Source organism: Pseudomonas sp. G7(2022), assembly GCF_052660475.1.
Genome location: NZ_CP109659.1, coordinates 5585645 through 5605331 on the forward strand (window position 1 = coordinate 5585645; position 19687 = coordinate 5605331).

The window sequence follows — 19687 nt, forward strand, 5'->3', positions numbered from 1 at the left end:
TCACGAACGGCGCCATGACCCAAGCACTCATCGAACTGTCCGACCTGGGCTTCAACTGGCCCGGTCACCCGCCGCTGCTGGACATCCCGGCGTTTCGACTGGAACCGGGTGAAACCCTGTTCCTCAAGGGCCCCAGCGGCAGCGGCAAGACCACGCTGCTCGGGCTGCTCGGCGGCGTGCAGAAACCCGGTCGCGGCAGCATTCGCCTGCTCGGCCAGGAACTGACCGAACTGGGTGCCGGCGCCCGTGATCGCTTTCGCGTCGATCACACCGGCTACATTTTCCAGCAGTTCAACCTGCTGCCGTTTCTCTCGGTGCGCGAGAACGTCGAGCTGCCCTGCCACTTTTCAAAGCTGCGTGCTGAACGTGCCAAGCAACGTCACGGCAGCGTCGATCAGGCAGCGGCGACGCTGCTCGCCCACCTGGGTTTGAAGGACGAAAGCATTCTTGGCCGTCGCGCCGATTCGCTGTCGATCGGTCAGCAGCAACGGGTCGCCGCTGCGCGTGCATTGATCGGTCAACCGGAACTGGTGATCGCCGACGAACCGACTTCGGCACTGGATTACGACGCCCGGGAAAACTTCATTCGCCTGTTGTTCGCCGAGTGCCGCGAGGCCGGTTCGAGCCTGTTGTTCGTCAGCCACGACCAGAGTCTGGCGCCGCTGTTCGACCGTCATCTGTCCCTGGCCGAACTCAATCGCGCCGCCACGCCTGCCGAGGTCTGAGATGTATCTGTTCCGTCTGGCCATGGCCAGCCTCGCCAACCGCCGTTTCACCGCCCTGCTCACCGCGTTCGCCATAGCCCTCTCCGTCTGCCTGCTGCTGGCGGTTGAGCGGGTGCGCACCGAAGCCAAGGCCAGTTTCGCCAGTACCATCAGCGGCACCGACCTGATCGTCGGCGCCCGTTCCGGTTCGGTGAACCTGTTGCTGTATTCGGTGTTTCGCATCGGCAACGCCACCAACAACATCCGTTGGGACAGCTTCGAGCACTTCGCCAGCAACCCGAAAGTTAAGTGGGCGATTCCGATGTCCCTCGGTGATTCCCATCGCGGCTACCGGGTGATGGGCACCACCGAAGCCTATTTCGAGCATTACCAGTACGGTCGCCAGCAGCACCTGGAACTGGCGGACGGCCGCGCCTTCGCCACCGATCCGTTCGAAGTGGTGCTCGGTGCCGAAGTGGCCGAAGCGTTGCATTACAAGCTCGGCGACAAACTGGTGCTCGCCCACGGCGTGGCGGCGATCAGTCTGGTCAAGCACGACGACAAACCGTTCACCGTGGTCGGCATTCTCAAGCGCACCGGCACGCCGGTAGACCGCACCTTGCACATCAGCCTCGGCGGCATGGAGGCGATCCACATCGACTGGCACAACGGTGTGCCGGCCCGTGGCAACGGACGGATCAGCGCCGATCAGGCACGCAACATGGACCTGACGCCGCAAGCGATCACCGCGTTCATGCTCGGCCTCAACAGCAAGATTTCGACCTTTGCCCTGCAACGGGAGATCAACGAATTCCGTGGCGAGCCGATGCTGGCAATCCTGCCGGGCGTGGCCTTGCAGGAGTTGTGGAGCCTGATGAGCACCGCCGAAAAAGCGTTGTTCGTGGTGTCGTTGTTCGTGGTGCTCACCGGATTGATCGGCATGCTCACCGCGATTCTCACCAGCCTCAACGAGCGTCGCCGCGAAATGGCGATCCTGCGTTCGGTGGGCGCGCGACCGTGGCACATCGCGAGCCTGCTGGTGCTGGAGGCGTTTGCTCTGGCACTGACCGGGGTGATCGCCGGACTGGCGTTGCTGTACATCGGCATCGCCGCGGCACAGGGTTATGTGCAGGCCAATTACGGGTTGTATCTGCCGCTGGCGTGGCCAAGCGAGTATGAATGGACGCTGCTCGGTGGCATTCTGGCGGCCGCGCTGCTGATGGGCAGCGTGCCGGCCTGGCGCGCGTATCGCCAATCCCTGGCCGATGGCCTGTCGATCCGTTTATGAGGATGTTCACCATGCCCCGCGCTGTACTCGCGCTGCTGTTGCTCGTCGCTCTGCCCGCCTGGGCAGCAGCGCCGAAAGACCTGACCTGGTCGGAGATGATCCCGCCGGACGCGGCGCCCGAAGTGCCGAACATGACGCCGCTGCATGACCTCTCGAAGATGAGCGATGCGCTGTCCGCCGAGTCGGCACCAGCAGCCAAACAAGACCTGCCCAACGCCCCGGTGGTGCAAAGCCTCGACGGTCAGAACATCCGCCTGCCGGGCTACATCGTGCCGCTGGAAGTCAGCGAGGAAGGCCGCACCACGGACTTCCTGCTGGTGCCGTACTTCGGCGCCTGCATCCACGTGCCGCCACCGCCGTCGAACCAGATCGTGCACGTGAAAAGCGAAGTCGGCGTGAAACTCGACGAGCTGTATCAGCCGTACTGGGTCGAAGGGCCGTTGCAGGTCAAGCCGTCCACCAGCGAACTGGCTGACGCCGGGTATCAGATGGAAGCGGACAAGATTTATGTGTACGAACTGCCGGAGTAAATCCCGATAGTTTTGTACCGGTTGATCAATCGCTTTCGCGAGCAAGCCCGCTCCCACATTTGGAATGCATTCACCTGTGGGAGCGAGCCTGCTCGCGAAGGGGCCGGCAAAGGTTCCACAAATAAACCCGCCATCACTGTTTCATTGAGCTGAGTCAAAAGACCGTATCAGACGGATTCGTACCATAGGACATCAAACATTTTTAACGTCCTTTGGGAGCTTCCATGAACAAGTCCTTGCTCAGCGCTTCGCTGTTTGCCCTCGCGCTCGCAGCCCCGCTCGCCCACGCCCACGAAGCCGGCGACATCATCGTTCGTGCCGGTGCGATCACCGTCAACCCGAAGGCCGACAGCTCCAGCGTCAAGGTCGATCAGGGTCCGCTGAGCGGCACCAACCTGGGCGGCAAGGCAACCATGAGCAGCGACACCCAACTGGGTCTGAACTTCGCCTACATGCTGACCAACAACATCGGCATCGAGCTGTTGGCCGCCTCGCCGTTCGAGCATGACGTGAAGCTCAAGGGTACTGCCCTGCCGGCTGCCAACGGCAAACTCGGCACCCTCAAACACCTGCCGCCAACCCTGAGCGTCGTCTACTACCCGCTGGACGCGAAGTCGCCGTTCCAGCCGTACATCGGTGGCGGTATCAACTACACCTGGATCTACGACGAGCACGTCGGCAGCGAAGCCCAGTCCAACGGCTTCAGCAACTTCAAGGCGAAAAACTCCTGGGGTCTGGCCTGGCAGGTCGGCGCCGACTACATGCTGACCGACAACATCATGCTCAACGCCCAGGTGCGCTACATCGACATCGACACCCGCGCCACCGTCGAGAACAACGCCGTGGCCCCGGGCACTCGCGCAAAAGTGAACGTCGACGTCGATCCATTTGTGTACATGGTCGGTCTGGGCTACAAGTTCTAAGCGAGCAATCAAAGAACGTTCACGTGGTGGTGAATGAGGCTTGGTGGCGGGCTGACTCAGAACTGACGGCGATGTTACGCCATCGACCGGGGAGCAAGCTCCCTCGCTACAGGAAACCGGTTTGAAACCCGATTTCCGGCCGTGAAAAAGGCGCCTGTCAAAGGCGCCTTTTTCATGTCTGCGAGAAGCTCAGCGGCCGAGCAGACGTGCCAGGCCAACGCTCATCGGCGTTGGCGTCGGGCACTTGAAGCGCTCGAGCAAGCGACCGTTGTTCGCCCGCGAATGACGGATGTCACCGGAACGCGCCGGGCCATAACTGACCGGCGGCAGCTCACCGACCACCGCTTCCAGCGCGGCCAGCATCTGCTTGAGGTTGGTCGCCTGATTCCAGCCGACGTTCACCGCACCGACATCCACTTGCGGCTTTTCCAGAGCCTGCACCAGCACATCGACCAGGTCTTCGACGTACATGAAGTCCCGGGTCTGCTCGCCATCGCCGAACACGGTGATCGGCAAACCTTTCTGCGCGCGTTCGCTGAAGATGCTGATCACGCCGGAGTATGGCGAGGACGGATCCTGACGCGGGCCGAAAATGTTGAAGAAGCGGAAGATCGCCGGTTCCAGACCATGCTGGCGACGGTAGAAATCGAAGTAATGTTCGCCCGCCAGCTTGTCCGAGGCGTACGGTGTCAACGGCGCCTTCGGCGTGTCCTCGTCGATCGACTCGCCCTCGCCATTGTTGCCGTAGACCGCTGCGCTGGAAGCGAACAGCACACGCTTCACGCCGGCCTCGCGCATGGCTTCGCAAACGTTGAGCGTACCGATGAAGTTGCTCTGGTGAGTTTTCACCGGATCATCCACCGACGCCTGCACCGAGGCCACGGCGGCCAGGTGCGCGACTGCGCTGCAACCTTGCATCGCACGGGCGACCAAAGCGGCATCGGCGACATCACCGACGATCAGTTCGACCTCGGGATTGTCCAGCGGCAGGTTGCTGCGTTTGCCGGTCGACAGGTCATCGAGGATCCGTACCGAATGGCCGTTGGCGAGCAACGCGTCAGTCAGGTGCGAACCGATGAAGCCGGCGCCGCCAGTGATTAAAACAGGGCCTTCAGCCATGACGATAAAACCTATCCAGTAAGCCCGGGAGTGCGGCACGCCAGGCGCGCGGCTTGATCCCGAAAGTGTGCAGAATCTTCTTGCAGGCCAGCACCGCGTGTTGCGGTTCTTCGGCGGCATCCTCACGCGCGGCGTGAGCCTGGGCGGTCGGTTCTTCGATCGCCAGCGGATGCAGGCTGCGAGCCTCTGAGAGAATCGCCTGCCCCAGCGCCAGCGGCGTGGTCGCCTCATGGCCGGCGTAGTGGTAAGTGCCCCACAGCGGCGCGGCGCAATCGAGTTGTTTGAGTACCGAGATGATCACCCGGGCCGCATCGTCGACCGGGGTCGGATTGCCGCGACGGTCGTCGGCCAGCAGCAATTCGTCCGGCTTTTCAGCACGAGCGAGGAAGCGGCCGAGGATGCCTTCCGGGCTGTCGTCCAACAACCAGCCGAAACGCAGCAGCACGTGTTGCGGACAAGTGGCCCGCACGCTCTGCTCGATCCGCCACAGCGCCTGACCACGCAGGCCCAGCGGCACCGGTTCATCCTTTTCGCTGTAGGCGGTGGCGCGGGAACCGTCGAATACCCGGTAGCTGGAGGGCTGGACCAGCACGATATTGTGGTGCTGGCACAGTTCGGCCAGACGCTCGATGGCGCGTTCTTGACCCGACAGACGGCTTTCACTGACGGTCTCAGCCTGGAACCAGTCGAAATAGTAGGCAAGGTTGATCAACGCATCGGGACGAGTGTCGTCGAGCAGTTGAGTCAGGCTCGCGGCATCCCAGCCGTCTTCGGGAGGGCGGGGGGCGAGGAAACCGATGTCTTCCTCCGCACCGAGGCGAATCAGCGCCTGCCCAAGGGCATTTCCGCCGCCCAGTAACATAAGGCGCATTCGCATAGAGTCAGCAGGCCCAGTCTGATTGGAACGATGGCTTTGGCGACGATGTTTGGTACAGCGTCGTCGATAATTGCCGGAATCGTTGCATTTTGCGGGTTTAGTGCGCAACCGTCACCCGTAAAGTGTAGATCTCCAGCGGTACTTGCAACTTCGCCCGCCCACCCGCATAACTGCAGACATGAATCTGCCCATCCCCAAGGACGCGGCGCTGGCAGGCTTTCACCCCGCCGTCAGCGCCTGGTTCAGCCGCACATTTGCGACGGTCACCGCCGCCCAGGCCCGCGCATGGCCGTTGATCCGCCAGCGCCGTTCGACGCTGATCGCCGCACCCACCGGCTCCGGCAAGACCCTTACCGCGTTCCTCGCGGTGCTCGACGAACTGGTCCACCGCGGCCTGGAAACGCCTGACGGCCTGCCGGACGAAACCCTGGTGGTCTACGTTTCGCCGCTCAAGGCGCTGTCCAACGACATCCGCATCAACCTGCAGAATCCGCTGGCGGGAATCACCGAACAGTTACGCCAAATGGATCTGCCGGCGCTGGAAATCACCACCGCCGTGCGTACCGGCGACACCCCGCAAAAAGACCGCGCCGCCATGCGCAAGAGCGCGCCACACATTCTGGTGACGACTCCGGAATCGCTCTACGTGCTGCTCGGTTCCGAATCCGGCCGCAAGATGCTCGGCACCACGCGTACTGTCATCGTCGATGAAATACACGCCATCGCTGCCGGCAAGCGTGGCAGCCACCTGGCCTTGAGTCTCGAACGCTTGCAGGCGTTGTGCACCGAACCGCTGACCCGCATCGGCCTGTCGGCCACGCAAAAACCGATCGATGCGGTCGCACGGTTTCTGGTCGGCCATGAGCGCCCCTGCGAGATCATCGACATCGGTCACGCGCGCCCACGGGATCTGGGCATCGAAGTACCGCCGGTGCCGTTGTCCGCCGTAATGGCCAATGACGTCTGGGAACTGGTCTACGACCGTCTCGCCACGCTGGCCCGTGAACACCGCACCACGCTGATTTTCGTCAACACCCGACGCCTGGCCGAACGCCTGAGCCGACATCTGAGCGAACGCCTTGGCAAACATGCCGTGGCGGCGCACCACGGCAGTCTGGCCAAGGAGTTTCGCCTCGACGCCGAGCAACGGCTCAAGCGCGGCGAGCTGCAAGTGCTGATCGCCACCGCGTCGCTGGAATTGGGGATCGATATCGGCGAAGTCGACCTCGTGTGTCAGATCGCTTCGCCGCGCTCGATTGCCGGTTTTCTGCAACGGGTCGGCCGCTCGGGACACCAGGTCGGCGGTACGCCCAAGGGGCGCCTGTTCGCCACCACCCGCGACGACCTGATCGAATGCGCCGCGCTGCTCGACTGCGTGCGCCGGGGTGAACTCGATACGCTGCACATCCCCCAAGCGCCGCTGGACGTGCTGGCGCAACAGATCATCGCCGAGGTCAGTTGCCAGGAATGGGGCGAGGACGATTTGCTCGCACTGTTCCGCCGGGCCGAGCCCTACGCCCGCCTCGACGAAAAACATTATCAGGCGCTGCTGGGCATGCTCGCCGAGGGTTACAACGGCCGTCAGGGCATCCGCAGCGCCTACCTGCACCGCGACGCGGTGAGCCGAACCCTGCGTGGGCGGCGCGGTGCGCGGCTGACAGCGGTCACCAGTGGCGGCACCATCCCGGACAACGCCGACTACAGCGTATTGCTGGAACCCCAAAGCCTGAACATCGGCAGCGTCAACGAAAACTTCGCCGTGGAAAGCATTGCCGGTGATGTGTTCCAGCTCGGCAATACTTCCTACCGAATCCTGCGGGTGGAAACCGGCAAGGTGCGGGTCGAGGATGCCCAGGGCCAGCCGCCGACCATTCCGTTCTGGCTCGGCGAGGCCCCGGGGCGCAGCGATGAACTGTCGGCGGCCGTGGCTCGGCTGCACGCGCAACTCGATCAATTGCTCAGTGCCTGCCCCGGCAATCTGCAACCTGCCCTCGACTGGCTGACCGACACCCTCGGCCTGAACCTGGCCAGCGCCGAACAGCTCGTGGATTATCTGGCCCGCGCCCGCCTCGCCCTCGGCGCCCTGCCGTCCCGGGACACGCTGCTGATGGAGAGGTTTTTCGACGAGTCCGGCGGCACCCAACTGATCATCCATTCGCCGTTCGGCAGCCGCATCAACCGTGCCTGGGGTCTGGCCCTGCGCAAGCGTTTCTGTCGCACCTTCAACTTCGAATTGCAGGCCGCCGCCAGTGAAGACGCCATCGTGCTGTCGCTGTCCACCAGCCACAGTTTCGAGCTCGATGACGTCTGGCGTTATCTGCACAGCAACAGCGCCGAGCACATCCTGATTCAGGCGGTGCTGGATGCACCGCTGTTCGGTGTGCGCTGGCGCTGGAATGCCGGGGTGGCGCTGGCCCTGCCGCGTTATGCCGGCGGGCGAAAAGTCGCGCCGCAGTTGCAGCGAATGAAAAGCGAAGACCTCATCGCCAGCGTGTTTCCCGATCAGATCGCCTGCCTGGAAAATCTCGCCGGCGAACGGGAAATTCCCGAGCATCCGCTGGTGGAACAGACCCTCGACGATTGCCTGCACGAGGCGATGGACTGCGAAGGCTGGCTGCAATTGCTGCGGCGCATGGAATGCGGCGAAGTGCGGCTGATCGCTCGCGACCTGCCGGCGCCCTCGCCGCTGGCGGCGGAAATCCTCAGTGCCCGCCCCTACACCTTTCTTGACGATGCACCACTGGAAGAGCGGCGGACCCAGGCCGTGCTGAATCGCCGCTGGAGCGATCCGCAATCCACCGATGACCTCGGCGCGCTGGACGCCGACGCGATCGACGCCGTGCGCGAAGAGGCGTGGCCGACGCCGAACAGCGCCGATGAAATGCATGAAGCGCTGATGAGCCTGGCCTGCATCAGCGGCCGCGAAGTCGAGGCCAACCTGCATTGGCGCGACTGGCTGAATGCGTTGGCCGAGACCGGGCGAGCCTGCCAACTGCAAATCGATCCCGAGCATTCGCTGTGGCTGGCGCGGGAACGCCTGACCTGTCTGCAAGCGCTTTATCCACAGGCGTCTTCGGCACTGCCAGCACTGCCAGGTTTCGATGAAGCCTGGACCACCGACGATGCCTTGGTGGAAGTCATCCGCGCACGACTGAGTGCATTCGGCCCCCTGCCACTGGAGGCCATCGCACAACCGCTGTCATTGCCGCCCGCACACGTCCATCAAGCCCTCGCCCAACTGGAACGTGAAGGCTATGTGCTGCGCGGTCGGTTCACCCCGGGGCTGACGATTGAAGAATGGTGCGAACGGCATCTGCTGGCGCGAATTCACCGCTACACGGTCAAGCGCCTGCGCCGGGAAATCGAGCCGGTGGCGTTGCAGGATTTCATGCGGTTTCTGTTCGACTGGCAGCACGTGTCCCCGTCCACCCGTGGTCAGGGCAGCGCCGTGTTGCCGGCGATTATCGGTCAGTTCGAAGGCTACCCGGCAGCGGCATCGGCGTGGGACAGTGACATTCTTCCGGCCAGGCTCAAGGATTATTCGCCGAGCTGGCTGGATGATCTGTGCCGCAGTGGAAAACAGGTGTGGATGCGACTCAGCGCCCGGCAGAAAACCAGCGGAACGGCGCTTCGCAGCACACCGGTCGTATTGCTGCCACGCAGTCAGGTCGGGTTATGGAGTGCGCTGGCCGAGCAGACACCCGCCAGCGAACTGTCACCCAAGACGCACAAAGTCTTCGAGGCCCTCAGCCAGCATGGGGCGCTGTTTTTCGATGAGCTGATTCATGAAGCGCACCTGCTGCGCACCGAACTGGAAATCGCCTTGCAGGAATTGGTCGGCGCCGGTCTGGTGAATGCCGACAGCTTTGCCGGATTGCGAGCGCTGATCACCCCGGCGGGCAAGCGCCAGCAACGCAGCAGTCGACGCGGGCGCGGGGCGTTTGTCGGCGGCATGGACGATGCCGGTCGCTGGGCGCTTTTACGTCGCGGGCCGGTGGTGGAAAACCGTCAAACGCCGTCGCCCGAAGCCCTCGAACACATCGCCATGACCTTGTTGCGCCGCTATGGCGTGGTGTTCTGGCGTCTGTTGGAACGCGAAGCCGATTGGCTGCCCAGCTGGCGCGAACTGCTGCGCACGTTCCATCGGCTGGAGGCGCGCGGCGAGATTCGTGGCGGGCGGTTTGTCAGCGGTCTGGCCGGCGAGCAATTCGCCCTGCCTGAGGCGATACCGCTTCTGCGCGAAGTCCGCCGTCGCCCTCCTGACGGCAGCCTGATCGCCGTGTGCGGGGTCGATCCGCTGAACCTCGCCGGCACCCTGCTACCAGGCACGAAAGTGCCGGCGCTGGCGAGCAATCGGCTGGTGTATCGCGACGGCCTGCCGGTCGCTGCCGAGGTCGCGGGCAAGCCGCAATTCTGGGTAGAACTGGATCAGGTTTCCATGGAGCAGGTGCGCAGCAAACTGATCCGGCATTGATGTAAACCGGTCTGGCCTCTTCGTCGGATCGCCGCCCGGACCAAGCCCGCTCCCACAATGGTTTGTGGTGCGGCTGCTATTTCGGCATCACACCGAGTCCTGTGGGAGCGGGCTTGCCCGCGAAGAGGCCGGTACATGCACCACAAGAACTCCTACTGAGTCGGCGATTGCGCTGGCAACACCACCGACGAATGCGCCGCTGGCGCCTCGTCTTCCTGTCGCCTGGGCAACAAGACCTGCTGTGGATAAGTCTGCGCGAAATGCACCCACGGGCTGTTATCCACAAGCTTTTTCAAACGCTGGTTGAACGCGCGGCTCACCGCGTATTGCCCGCCCGACACCGTGCGGAATTGCGCGGTCAGCACCACGCCGTTCAGGTCCATCTTGTCCACACCGAACACGTCCAGCGGCCCCTGCAGGTTGTACTTGAGGAACGGGTCTTCGCGAATCGAATCCCCGGCCTGACGAATCAGCTCGATGGCCTTGTCGACATCGGTGTCGTAGGTGAACTGCACCGAGAAAAACGCGAACGCAAACTGCCGCGATTGGTTGGTCACGGCTTTGATCTGGCCGAACGGCACCGAGTGCACGAAGCCCTTGCCGTCACGCAGGCGCAGGGTGCGAATGGTCAGGCCTTCAACTGTCCCGGCATGCCCGGAATCGAGCACCACCCAATCACCGATCGACAGGGTGTCCTCAATGATTATGAACAGCCCGGTGATCACGTCCTGCACCAGCTGTTGCGAGCCGAAACCGATGGCCAGACCGACCACCCCGGCACCGGCCAGCAGCGGCGCGACGTTGATCCCCAGATTGGCCATGGTGGTGATCGCACAGATCACCACCAGGATGATTTTGATCGCGTTGCGCAGCAGCGGCAGGATCGTTTTCACCCGGGTGCTGGGCTGGCGCGCCGAGCGTTTGCTGACCGGCGGTTTCAGCGCTTCCTGAATCGCCGTGTCGAGCACTACCCACAACAGCCACGTCACGAGAAAGATCAGGCCGATGCTGCTCAAGGCGTTGCTGATCGCCCGGCCGACCGTGCTGCTTTGTGCGAAGTCGATCAGTGACACGCCCCAGATCCGCCCGAGGATATCGATGAACGCAATCGCGATGACGATCCGCAGCAAGGCGTGCAACAGGCTGAGAAAGCGTTCCTTGTAGGCACTGCTACGCTGGATCGCCTCGGCCCGGCGCGACTTGAACAGGTGTTGCAGCACGGTGCTGAGAAATACCGTGCCGATCAGCAACACGGTGGTGAGCAACGCGCAGCGCAGGGCTTTCTGGTTGTCCTCGCCGATACCGATCAGATTGACCGCCGAGACCAGCACCATCAGCACGATCGGCCAGTACCAGAGCCCGGAAAAAATCCGCAGCGATTCCTGCAGCGACGGTTGTTTCAGGCGTTGGGCCAGCGGGCGATTACGGATCAGGTGCGCCACCGGCCGGCGCAAACGAATCACCAGCAGACCGAAGATGATCGACGCCAGCAGACCGGTGAACACCGCGATGCTGCTGGTGATGTTGCCGCCCAGTTGCCGGGCGATCTGCGGGCTGGTCAACGCATCACTCAACGCGGCGAGAAAGCCGATCAGGAACAGCGGTTTCGGGCAGTAGTCGCGAATGATCTGCGCAGCTCGTCGCTTGTGGCCGGTGTTGAACATCACCACCACGCACAACAGCATCGACGTGGAAAATGTCCCGCTGCTGGTGGCGTAGGCAAAACACAGCGCCAGCGCCCGACCGACCGAGGCCGACAGAAAATGGCTGACGTACAGGGTCAGCGGCAGACAGATGAGCGCGGGCAGCGTGTAGGGCAACAGATAACCGAGCAGATCCTGGCTGCGCTGGCGGGTACGCAGCCAGCGGCCCTCGCGCATCCGCTTGGCCAGAACGCTGCCAAGCACCGTCAACACAGCAAAGGTGCCGAGCCACACGCCGGACAGCATCATGAAATCTCCGGCCACGCTCCACCCCGAGCGATCCGATGGCTGATTGACCAGCCTGTCGACTTCATCCGCCGCCCGGTCGGCGCGCAGGCGCCAGGCGTCGACCAGATGCTCGTTGAGATCGAGTTTGTCCTGCACGTCGTCGATGCTGGAACTGATGGCACCGAGCAGACCGCCCTGCACGATCGGCTCCGGTTTGGCCGGCTCTTCACTGGCCGCCGGAACGCCCGGCAGGCTGGCAGCTTGCACGGCATGGCCGCCGAACAACAGCAATGCCCCCAATAGAATCGCGATCCCGAACCTGGTCAAAACGCAGAACTCCTTGGTTGAACCTGTAAGGAACTGATCGGTTTTGGCTTGGCAAAGTTCAAGAACGCCTTGAGAGCCGCATTTCGATCTTTGCTCTCAGGTCAAATATCAAATGCCCATCCCTGTATTTTTCCACCCTCAGCAAACCCCGACACTGCGCTCCATTCAAACCTCAACCGGAGTGCCGTCATGCCCATTGCCCTGCTCGCGCTGACCCTCAGCGCATTCGCCATCGGGACGACCGAGTTCGTCATCGTTGGCCTGCTTCCCACCATCGGCGCCGATCTTGGCGTCAGTCTGCCTTCCGCCGGTCTGCTGGTCAGTCTGTATGCCCTCGGCGTAGCCATCGGTGCGCCGGTGCTGACCGCCCTCACCGGCAAAGTCCCGCGCAAACTGTTGCTGCTGTCGCTGATGGTGCTGTTCACCCTCGGCAACCTGCTGGCCTGGCTGGCGCCGAGTTATGAATCGCTGGTGCTGGCGCGGATCGTCACGGGTCTGGCCCACGGCGTGTTCTTCTCCATCGGCTCGACCATCGCCACCAGCCTGGTGCCCAAGGAAAAAGCCGCCAGTGCGATTGCGATCATGTTCACCGGCCTGACCGTGGCGCTGGTCACCGGGGTGCCGCTGGGCACGTTCATCGGTCAGCATTTCGGCTGGCGTGAAACCTTCCTCGCGGTGTCGGCACTCGGCGTGATCGCGTTCATCGGCAGCCTGCTTTACGTGCCGAACAACATCGCTCACAGCAAACCGGCGTCGCTGTTGCAGCAATTGCAGGTGCTCAAGCAACCGCGCCTGTTGCTGGTGTACGCCATGACCGCCATCGGTTACGGCGGCTCGTTCATCGCCTTCACGTTCCTGGCACCGATCCTTCAGGACCTCTCCGGCTTCAGCGCCGGCACGGTCAGCCTGGTGTTGCTGGTGTATGGCGTGTCGGTGGCCGTCGGCAATATCTGGGGCGGCAAACTGGCAGACAAACGCGGGCCGATCAGTGCCCTGAAAATCATCTTCACCCTGCTCGCCGCCGTGCTGTTCGTGCTCACCTTCACCGCCGCCAACCCGTGGCTGGCACTGGCCACCGTACTGGTCTGGGGCGCCGTCGCCTTCGGCAACGTGCCCGGCCTGCAGGTATATGTGGTGCGTCAGGCTGAACATCACACACCACAAGCCGTGGACGTTGCATCGGGCCTGAACATTGCCGCGTTCAACCTCGGGATTGCCGGCGGTGCGTGGGGTGGCGGGTTGATTGTCGAGCACATCGGCCTGATCCACACCGCATGGATCGGCGGGATGGTGGTGCTGGTGGCCTTGGCCCTGACAGCCTTGAGCGGTCGCCTCGACCGACTGGGCCCGGTGTATGCCGACCCCACGGGCGGTTCTACCCGGGTCGTCACTGGCCACTGATCCTGCGAATACCGACCGCCCGTACTCCCGTCGAAACTTTCCCGAACCGTCTGCAGTCATCCACAGACAGAGGCAACACGGGGACTTTCGACGGGAGGGCGGGATGGCGACGATTCACATCGGTATTTCAGGCTGGCGCTACGCCCCGTGGCGCGGGGATTTCTACCCCCGGGGACTGGCTCAGAAACGCGAACTGCAGTTCGCCTCGCGGGCGGTCAACAGCATCGAGATCAATGGCTCGTTCTATGCGCTGCAACGACCGGAACGCTACGCCCAGTGGTATGCCGAGACGCCGAAAGGTTTCGTGTTCAGCGTCAAGGCACCGCGTTTCATCACGCACATCCGTCGATTGCGCGAGATCGAAAAACCCCTGGCGAATTTCTTTGCCTCCGGGATTCTCGAACTGAAGGAAAAGCTCGGGCCGATCCTCTGGCAGTTTCCGCCCAGCTTCAAATTCGATCCGTCCCTCTTCGAACACTTCCTTGCCCAACTGCCCCACGACACCGAAGCTGCCGCCGCGCTCGCCCGCCGGCATGACTCCCACCTGCATGGCCATGCCAGCCTGAAGGCCTACGGCAAGAAGCCTTTGCGCCATGCCGTGGAAATCCGCCATGACAGTTTCATCGACGTCGATTTCGTGCGTCTGCTCAAACGCTATAACACTGCTCTGGTGATCGCCGATACCGCAGGCAAGTGGCCGTATCATGAAGACCTCACCAGCGATTTCGTCTACCTGCGTCTGCACGGCGCCCAAGAGCTCTATGCCAGCGGCTACACCGAGCCCGCCATCAAGCGCTGGGCCGAACGCATCGACGCCTGGCACCATGGCCGGCAACCGGGCGACGCCCATCTGATCGCCCCGCGCCTGAAGCCTCGGGCGCGCAAATCCCGCGAGGTTTTCTGCTACTTCGACAATGACATCAAGGTTCGCGCGCCTTTCGATGCCCGCAGGCTGTTGCAGCATTTCGAGCTGGATAAAAACCTCGAAACCGTGCCCGGTGAACCGGCCGCCGAAGGAGTACTCGCATGAGCATTCCCGAGCCGCTCGGCTTCACCGACGAGCAGTCCACGGTCATCACCACCGAGCGCCGTTTCACCGTGCTGACGGTGAACACCCACAAGGGCTTCACCGCCCTGAACCGGCGCTTCATCCTGCCGGAACTGCGCGAAGCGGTGCGCAGCGTGTCCGCCGACGTGGTGTTTCTTCAGGAAGTCCACGGCACCCACGAGCACCATCCCAAACGCTATGACAACTGGCCGACGATGCCGCAGTACGAGTTTCTCGCCGACAGCCTCTGGCCGCAGTTCGCCTACGGGCGCAACGCGGTGTACCCGGAGGGCGATCACGGTAACGCGCTGCTGTCGAAATTCCAGATCGTGCGCCATGACAACCTCGACGTTTCGATCAGCGGCCACGAAAACCGCGGCCTGTTGCACTGCGTACTGCGCCTGCCGGGAGACGACCGTGAAGTGCATGCGATCTGCGTCCATCTGGGCCTGCGCGAAAGCCATCGCAACGACCAGTTGCGCCTGCTGCGCGAGCGCCTGGCCGAACTGCCCGATGATGCGCCGGTGATCGTCGCCGGCGATTTCAACGACTGGCGCCAGCGTGCTGACGGATTGCTTGAACCCTGTGGCCTGCGCGAAGTGTTTGTGGCGCATCAAGGCAAACCGGCACGCAGTTTTCCGGCCCGCCTGCCGCTGCTGCGCCTGGATCGGATCTACGTACGCAACCTCAAGGCCAGTCAGCCCAAAGTGCTGGCGAACCGTCCCTGGTCACACCTTTCCGACCACGTCCCGCTGTCGGTGGAGATTGAACTATGAGCAGCGCACCGCTGGAGAAATCCGCCGTGGAGCCCGTCAGCATGACCCCGCCCGTGCGCGAGCCCGGCACCGTCGATGTCGAGTACCGCTGGCAGGGCAACAACCGCGTCGAGTTGCTGGAAAACGGCGAGGAGTATTTCCCCCGAGTGTTCGAAGCGATGCGCGCAGCGAAAAGCGAAATCCTGCTGGAGACTTTCATCGTCTTCGAGGACAAGGTCGGCAAGGAATTGCAGGAGATTCTTATCGATGCCGCCCGGCGTGGGGTGCGCACCACCGTCAGCTTCGACGGCTTCGGTTGCGGCGAATTGAGCACCGGTTACCTCACCGCCCTGAGCGACGCCGGCGTGCACCTGCAGATCTTCGATCCGGCCCCCAAGCGCCTGGGTATCCGCACCAACTGGTTCCGCCGCCTGCATCGCAAGATCGTGGTGGTCGACGGCTTGATCGCGTTCATCGGCGGGATCAATTTTTCCGGCGATCACCTGGCCGATTTCGGCCCCGAAGCGAAGCAGGATTACTCGGTGGAGATTCAAGGCCCGGCGGTGACCGACATCCATCATTTCGCCCTGCTGCAAAGCGGCCGACCGGGACGCGCAAGGTTCTGGTGGCAACGGCGACGGCAGCGGCGTGCCGAGATGGCGTTCGATGATCACGATGGTCAGGTGCGTCTGGTGTTTCGCGACAACGACCACCACCACACCGATATCGAAGACGTCTATTTGCAAGTGCTGCGCCGCGCCCAACGGCGGGTGGTGATCGCCAACGCGTACTTCTTTCCCGGCTATCGCCTGCTGCGCGAGATCCGCAACGCCGCCCGGCGCGGGGTCGAGGTGCGGCTGATTCTGCAGGGGCAACCGGACATGCTGGTGGCCAAACTCGCCGCGCGCATGACCTACGACTACCTGCTCAAGGCCGGGGTGCAGATTCATGAATATTGCGAGCGCCCGCTGCACGGCAAAGTGGCGCTGGTGGACGAGGAATGGAGCACCGTCGGCTCGAGCAATCTTGATCCGCTGAGCCTTTCGCTGAACCTGGAAGCCAACGTGCTGATCCGCGACCGCACCTTCAATCGTCACCTGTTCGAACGCCTCGAAGACCTCAGCCACAACCACTGCAAGGCGATGGACGCCGCGAAGTCGCCACGCGGGCGGATCTGGCACATGACCGTGGGTTTTCTGGTGTTTCACTTCCTGCGCCATTTTCCGGCCATGGCCGGCTGGCTGCCGGCGCACAAACCACGGCTCAAACCCTTTACCCCTGCCGCCGGGAGCGATCCTTCATGAGCCATTCCGAAGCCCACGCGGCGGTGCATCCGGCAACGGCGGGCAAGTCCCGCTGGAGTCGCTGGAAGCGTCCGCTGACCCTGCTGTTCTTTCTCGCGCTGATCGTTCTGCTGACGATGTTCGCCAGCCGCATCGAATGGGCCGAGGTGTTGCAAACCCTCGCCGATTTCAAGGTGCGCACGCTGATCATCGCCTCCAGCCTGACGCTGCTGAGTTTTCTGGTGTACGCCAGTTTCGATCTGATCGGCCGCACTTACATTCGTCAGGACCTGACCTGGAAACAGATCCTGCCGGTGGGCGTCATCAGCTATGCGTTCAACCTTAATTTGAGCGCCTGGGTCGGCGGGATCGCCATGCGTTATCGGTTGTACTCGCGGCTCGGCGTGAGCAAAAGCAACATCGCCAAGATCCTCGGCCTGAGCCTGGCGACCAACTGGTTCGGCTACATGACCATCGCGGGTGTGGTGTTCAGCAGCGGACTGGTGCGCATGCCGCCAGGCTGGAAAGTCAGCAGCGATGCGTTGCAGGGCATTGGTGTATTGCTGCTGTTGGTGAGTGCCGGGTACCTGGTCGCCTGCCAGTTTTCCCGGCGTCGCGAGTGGTCGATTCGTGGGGTGGAAATCAACCTGCCGTCGCTGCGCATGGCGGTCCTGCAGTTACTGCTCGGGGCGCTGAACTGGTCGCTGATGGCAGCGGTGATTTTCACTTTGCTGCCGAGCAAGCTCGACTACCCGCTGGTGCTCGGGGTGCTGTTGATCAGCGCGATTGCCGGCGTCATCACCCACATTCCCGCCGGGCTCGGCGTGCTGGAAGCGGTGTTCGTGGCGCTGCTGCAACACGAGGCTTCACGCGGCAGCCTGGTGGCGGGGCTGCTGGCGTATCGGGCGATCTATTTCCTGTTGCCGCTGCTGATCACCGTGCTGATGTACCTGGTGGTGGAAGCCAAGGCCAAGGCGTTGCGGATCGAGAAGAAACCCAAGCCCTGATCAGCGCGACTGAATGATGCTCAACCGCTCGCCCACCACCATTTCGGTGATCCAGTCGACGAGGATCGAAGTGTAGGCCTGCTGTGAGGTGGGATCGCTCAGGGCATGGTCGGCGCCGTCGATGATGCGGTGGGTCAGCGAGTGGGTCTGCTGGCACGCAGCGCGGTAACTCATGATCGTCGCGTGGGGCACGTAGTCGTCGGTTTCCGACTGCACCAGCAGCACATCGCCAGTGAATTGCGAGCAGGCGTGCAAGGCGCGGTTGCTGTCGGCGCGTATCAGCGTGCTGCGATAATCGCGCAGGTCGGCCTTGTCCAGATCGCGCTTGGGCGTGTGCCATTGTTCGTCGCGATACAGCGCCGGCACTCGCAGCGCCAACCAGCGCACCGGGCGCAATGAAGTCAGGATCGAGGCGAGATAACCGCCATAGCTGGTGCCCACCACCGCGATGGCCGAAGTGTCCAGCGCCGGGTGGGCGAGCAGCCGGTCGTAGGCCGCCAGCAAGTCACGCAGGTTGTCTTCACGGGTGACCCGGCTCAGTGGAATGCCGGTGCCGCCGGTGTGCCCGCGCAGGTCGAACGTCAGGCACACACAGCCCAGGCCGGCGATACCTTTGGCCCGTTCCAGATCCCGCTCCTGACTGCCGCCCCAACCGTGCACGAACAATACGCCGGGGACTTTCGATTTGGGACTGAGGAATGTCCCGCTCATCTGCTCGTCATCAATGTCGATTTGAATGCTTTCGCTTCTAGCCGTCATAGGATTGGACCGTTACGTATTTGAGAAGAAAGTCGCTGTTCTCGGCCGGGCCGCGATAGACCTCGATGGCGTCCGCCGGCAGGGCACGGTCGATATAGGTTTCCACCGACGAGACGCGGATCGCGCGCATCGAAGGGTCATTGACGAAACTCTGCAACGCCACCACTTCCGCGCTGCTGGCGCCGCCCATGCGCCAGGACTGTTCGAGGACACCGCTGCGCGGCTGGCCATCATTGTCCAGGCCCTGGGCGATGTCATAGTTGCGTCGCGAAGCGTAGAACCGTGGATAGGCTTCATCCGCCGCCCGGTCAAAAACCTGTGCCTGCTCGATGGCCAACCGCACATCGTCCGGCAGATCCAGTTTCAGCAATTCGTCATAACCGCCCTGCACCACCAGCAGGTTTGAACCGCCATAGACCTCTTCGCCGCGGGCATCTTCGGTCAAGTATTGATCACCACAGTAACTGAGCACCCGGTCGCCGATGAACGACTGGCCGACGCTGTGGGTGACGACCTGGCTCAGGTCCTGCTCCAGCACCACGCCTTCACTGAACAGCGTTGCAGCCTCGGGTCGGGCGAGGATTTCGTCGAACGCATCCAGGCTCTTGACCACTTCCTGACCGCGCCCGGCACAGGCGTGGATCGGCTTGAGGCGAATCGGCCCGCTGTAGAGCAAATGTTCGGCGGCAGGTCGTGCATCTTCCAGGGCGAACACACTGAGCCCGTCGAGCACGACATTGCGAATGCGTTCGGAAAACAGTGGCGACCAGCCTTGCGGTGCGTTGGCCTGATGGCTGCGCAAGCCATGGCTGATAGCTTTGGTGCAGATGAAATCGTGTTCGACGAAACCGCCCCACAGATCGTCCGGGCCCTTGATCCCCATTTCCAGAGCGTTGACGGCGCCGACGATGGTTTGGGTCGGCAACAGATACAGGTCACGGCCCTTGTGCTTTTGCGCGTCGTAACTGCCGCCGAATTTCAGCCCGAGAATCTGCGCCAGCCAACGGGCCAGCGCCTTGTTGGTCTGCACTTCGTGTTGCGGCGCGTCGGGGCGTACGGAATGGGCGACCACTATTTTGTTGCGAGGTATCGGGGTCATGCGCCCCCCTTCCAGCGGCTCGGTGAATGTAGGTGAGAGGGTGCAGAGATCAGGCCAACCGACGGCAGCGGCAAAACCCTTGCAGATCAGTCATTTAGTCTTTTCGTACTGGCCTTGCGCCCGTTTCAATCTGCACGATGGCCGCCATGATCGCGGCATTTT

Annotated in this window: 15 protein-coding genes; 10 read left to right on the forward strand and 5 right to left on the reverse strand. The window is 62.8% G+C overall.

The annotated features are described in order from the left end of the window. The first annotated feature begins 14 nt into the window (after positions 1 to 14). The 4 genes from NE357_RS25590 (at position 15) to NE357_RS25605 (ending at position 3445) form a co-directional block, all read left to right on the forward strand. Positions 15 to 725 (forward strand): ABC transporter ATP-binding protein, encoded by a 711-nt coding sequence (locus tag NE357_RS25590; RefSeq protein WP_169432109.1) that lies wholly within the window; start codon positions 15 to 17, stop codon positions 723 to 725. Position 726: 1 nt separating this feature from the next. Then, a complete protein-coding gene (locus tag NE357_RS25595) occupies positions 727 to 1992 on the forward strand; it encodes an ABC transporter permease (RefSeq protein ID WP_064599744.1) in 1266 nt (421 codons plus the stop codon). Between the two features lie 11 nt (positions 1993 to 2003). Next, positions 2004 to 2522, forward strand: coding sequence for a DUF3299 domain-containing protein (locus tag NE357_RS25600; protein ID WP_169432110.1), 519 nt, complete (start codon positions 2004 to 2006; stop codon positions 2520 to 2522). A 224-nt stretch (positions 2523 to 2746) separates the two neighbouring features. Beyond that, positions 2747 to 3445 carry an OmpW/AlkL family protein gene (locus NE357_RS25605; protein ID WP_169432111.1) on the forward strand — a complete coding sequence of 233 codons (699 nt, stop codon included), beginning with the start codon at positions 2747 to 2749 and terminating at the stop codon, positions 3443 to 3445. A gap of 189 nt (positions 3446 to 3634) precedes the next feature. Here the strand turns inward: NE357_RS25605 and NE357_RS25610 are convergent, their stop codons facing one another. Continuing rightward, entirely contained in the window at positions 3635 to 4564 is a 930-nt protein-coding gene (locus tag NE357_RS25610; protein WP_169432112.1) for an NAD-dependent epimerase/dehydratase family protein, read from the reverse strand. Then, positions 4557 to 5441, reverse strand: coding sequence for a sugar nucleotide-binding protein (locus tag NE357_RS25615; protein WP_169432113.1), 885 nt, complete (start codon positions 5439 to 5441; stop codon positions 4557 to 4559). Before NE357_RS25615 ends, NE357_RS25610 begins: the two co-directional genes overlap by 8 nt. A 178-nt stretch (positions 5442 to 5619) precedes the next feature. On the opposite strand from NE357_RS25615, the gene NE357_RS25620 reads away from it, so the two are divergent. Beyond that, on the forward strand, positions 5620 to 9915 hold the full coding sequence (locus tag NE357_RS25620; protein WP_169432114.1) for a DEAD/DEAH box helicase: 4296 nt from the start codon (positions 5620 to 5622) through the stop codon (positions 9913 to 9915). A 152-nt stretch (positions 9916 to 10067) separates the two neighbouring features. Here NE357_RS25620 and NE357_RS25625 read toward each other — a convergent pair whose 3' ends face one another. After that, a complete protein-coding gene (locus NE357_RS25625) occupies positions 10068 to 12173 on the reverse strand; it encodes a mechanosensitive ion channel family protein (RefSeq protein WP_169432115.1) in 2106 nt (701 codons plus the stop codon). 189 nt (positions 12174 to 12362) lie between these two features. Here NE357_RS25625 and NE357_RS25630 point away from each other — a divergent pair, with 189 nt between their 5' ends. From NE357_RS25630 to NE357_RS25650, 5 genes are all read left to right on the forward strand, one after another. Further along, positions 12363 to 13574: an MFS transporter gene (locus tag NE357_RS25630; RefSeq protein ID WP_169432116.1), complete on the forward strand. Its 1212-nt coding sequence runs from the start codon at positions 12363 to 12365 to the stop codon at positions 13572 to 13574. A gap of 103 nt (positions 13575 to 13677) precedes the next feature. Further along, positions 13678 to 14604 (forward strand): DUF72 domain-containing protein, encoded by a 927-nt coding sequence (locus NE357_RS25635; RefSeq protein WP_169432117.1) that lies wholly within the window; start codon positions 13678 to 13680, stop codon positions 14602 to 14604. After that, a complete protein-coding gene (locus tag NE357_RS25640) occupies positions 14601 to 15398 on the forward strand; it encodes an endonuclease/exonuclease/phosphatase family protein (protein ID WP_169432118.1) in 798 nt (265 codons plus the stop codon). Before NE357_RS25635 ends, NE357_RS25640 begins: the two co-directional genes overlap by 4 nt. Beyond that, a complete protein-coding gene (gene clsB / locus NE357_RS25645; RefSeq protein WP_169432119.1) occupies positions 15395 to 16681 on the forward strand; it encodes a cardiolipin synthase ClsB in 1287 nt (428 codons plus the stop codon). The genes NE357_RS25640 and clsB overlap by 4 nt, the downstream gene beginning before the upstream one ends. After that, on the forward strand, positions 16678 to 17667 hold the full coding sequence (locus NE357_RS25650) for a lysylphosphatidylglycerol synthase domain-containing protein (RefSeq protein ID WP_169432120.1): 990 nt from the start codon (positions 16678 to 16680) through the stop codon (positions 17665 to 17667). Before clsB ends, NE357_RS25650 begins: the two co-directional genes overlap by 4 nt. Here NE357_RS25650 and NE357_RS25655 read toward each other — a convergent pair whose 3' ends face one another. Together NE357_RS25655 and NE357_RS25660 are read right to left on the reverse strand one after the other, a co-directional pair. Beyond that, complete coding sequence (locus NE357_RS25655; RefSeq protein ID WP_169432121.1) at positions 17668 to 18426, reverse strand: alpha/beta hydrolase family protein; 759 nt, start codon at positions 18424 to 18426, stop codon at positions 17668 to 17670. It abuts the gene before it with no gap. Next, positions 18416 to 19525 carry a DUF3182 family protein gene (locus NE357_RS25660; RefSeq protein ID WP_169432122.1) on the reverse strand — a complete coding sequence of 370 codons (1110 nt, stop codon included), beginning with the start codon at positions 19523 to 19525 and terminating at the stop codon, positions 18416 to 18418. The genes NE357_RS25655 and NE357_RS25660 overlap by 11 nt, the downstream gene beginning before the upstream one ends. Between the last annotated feature and the right edge of the window lie 162 nt (positions 19526 to 19687).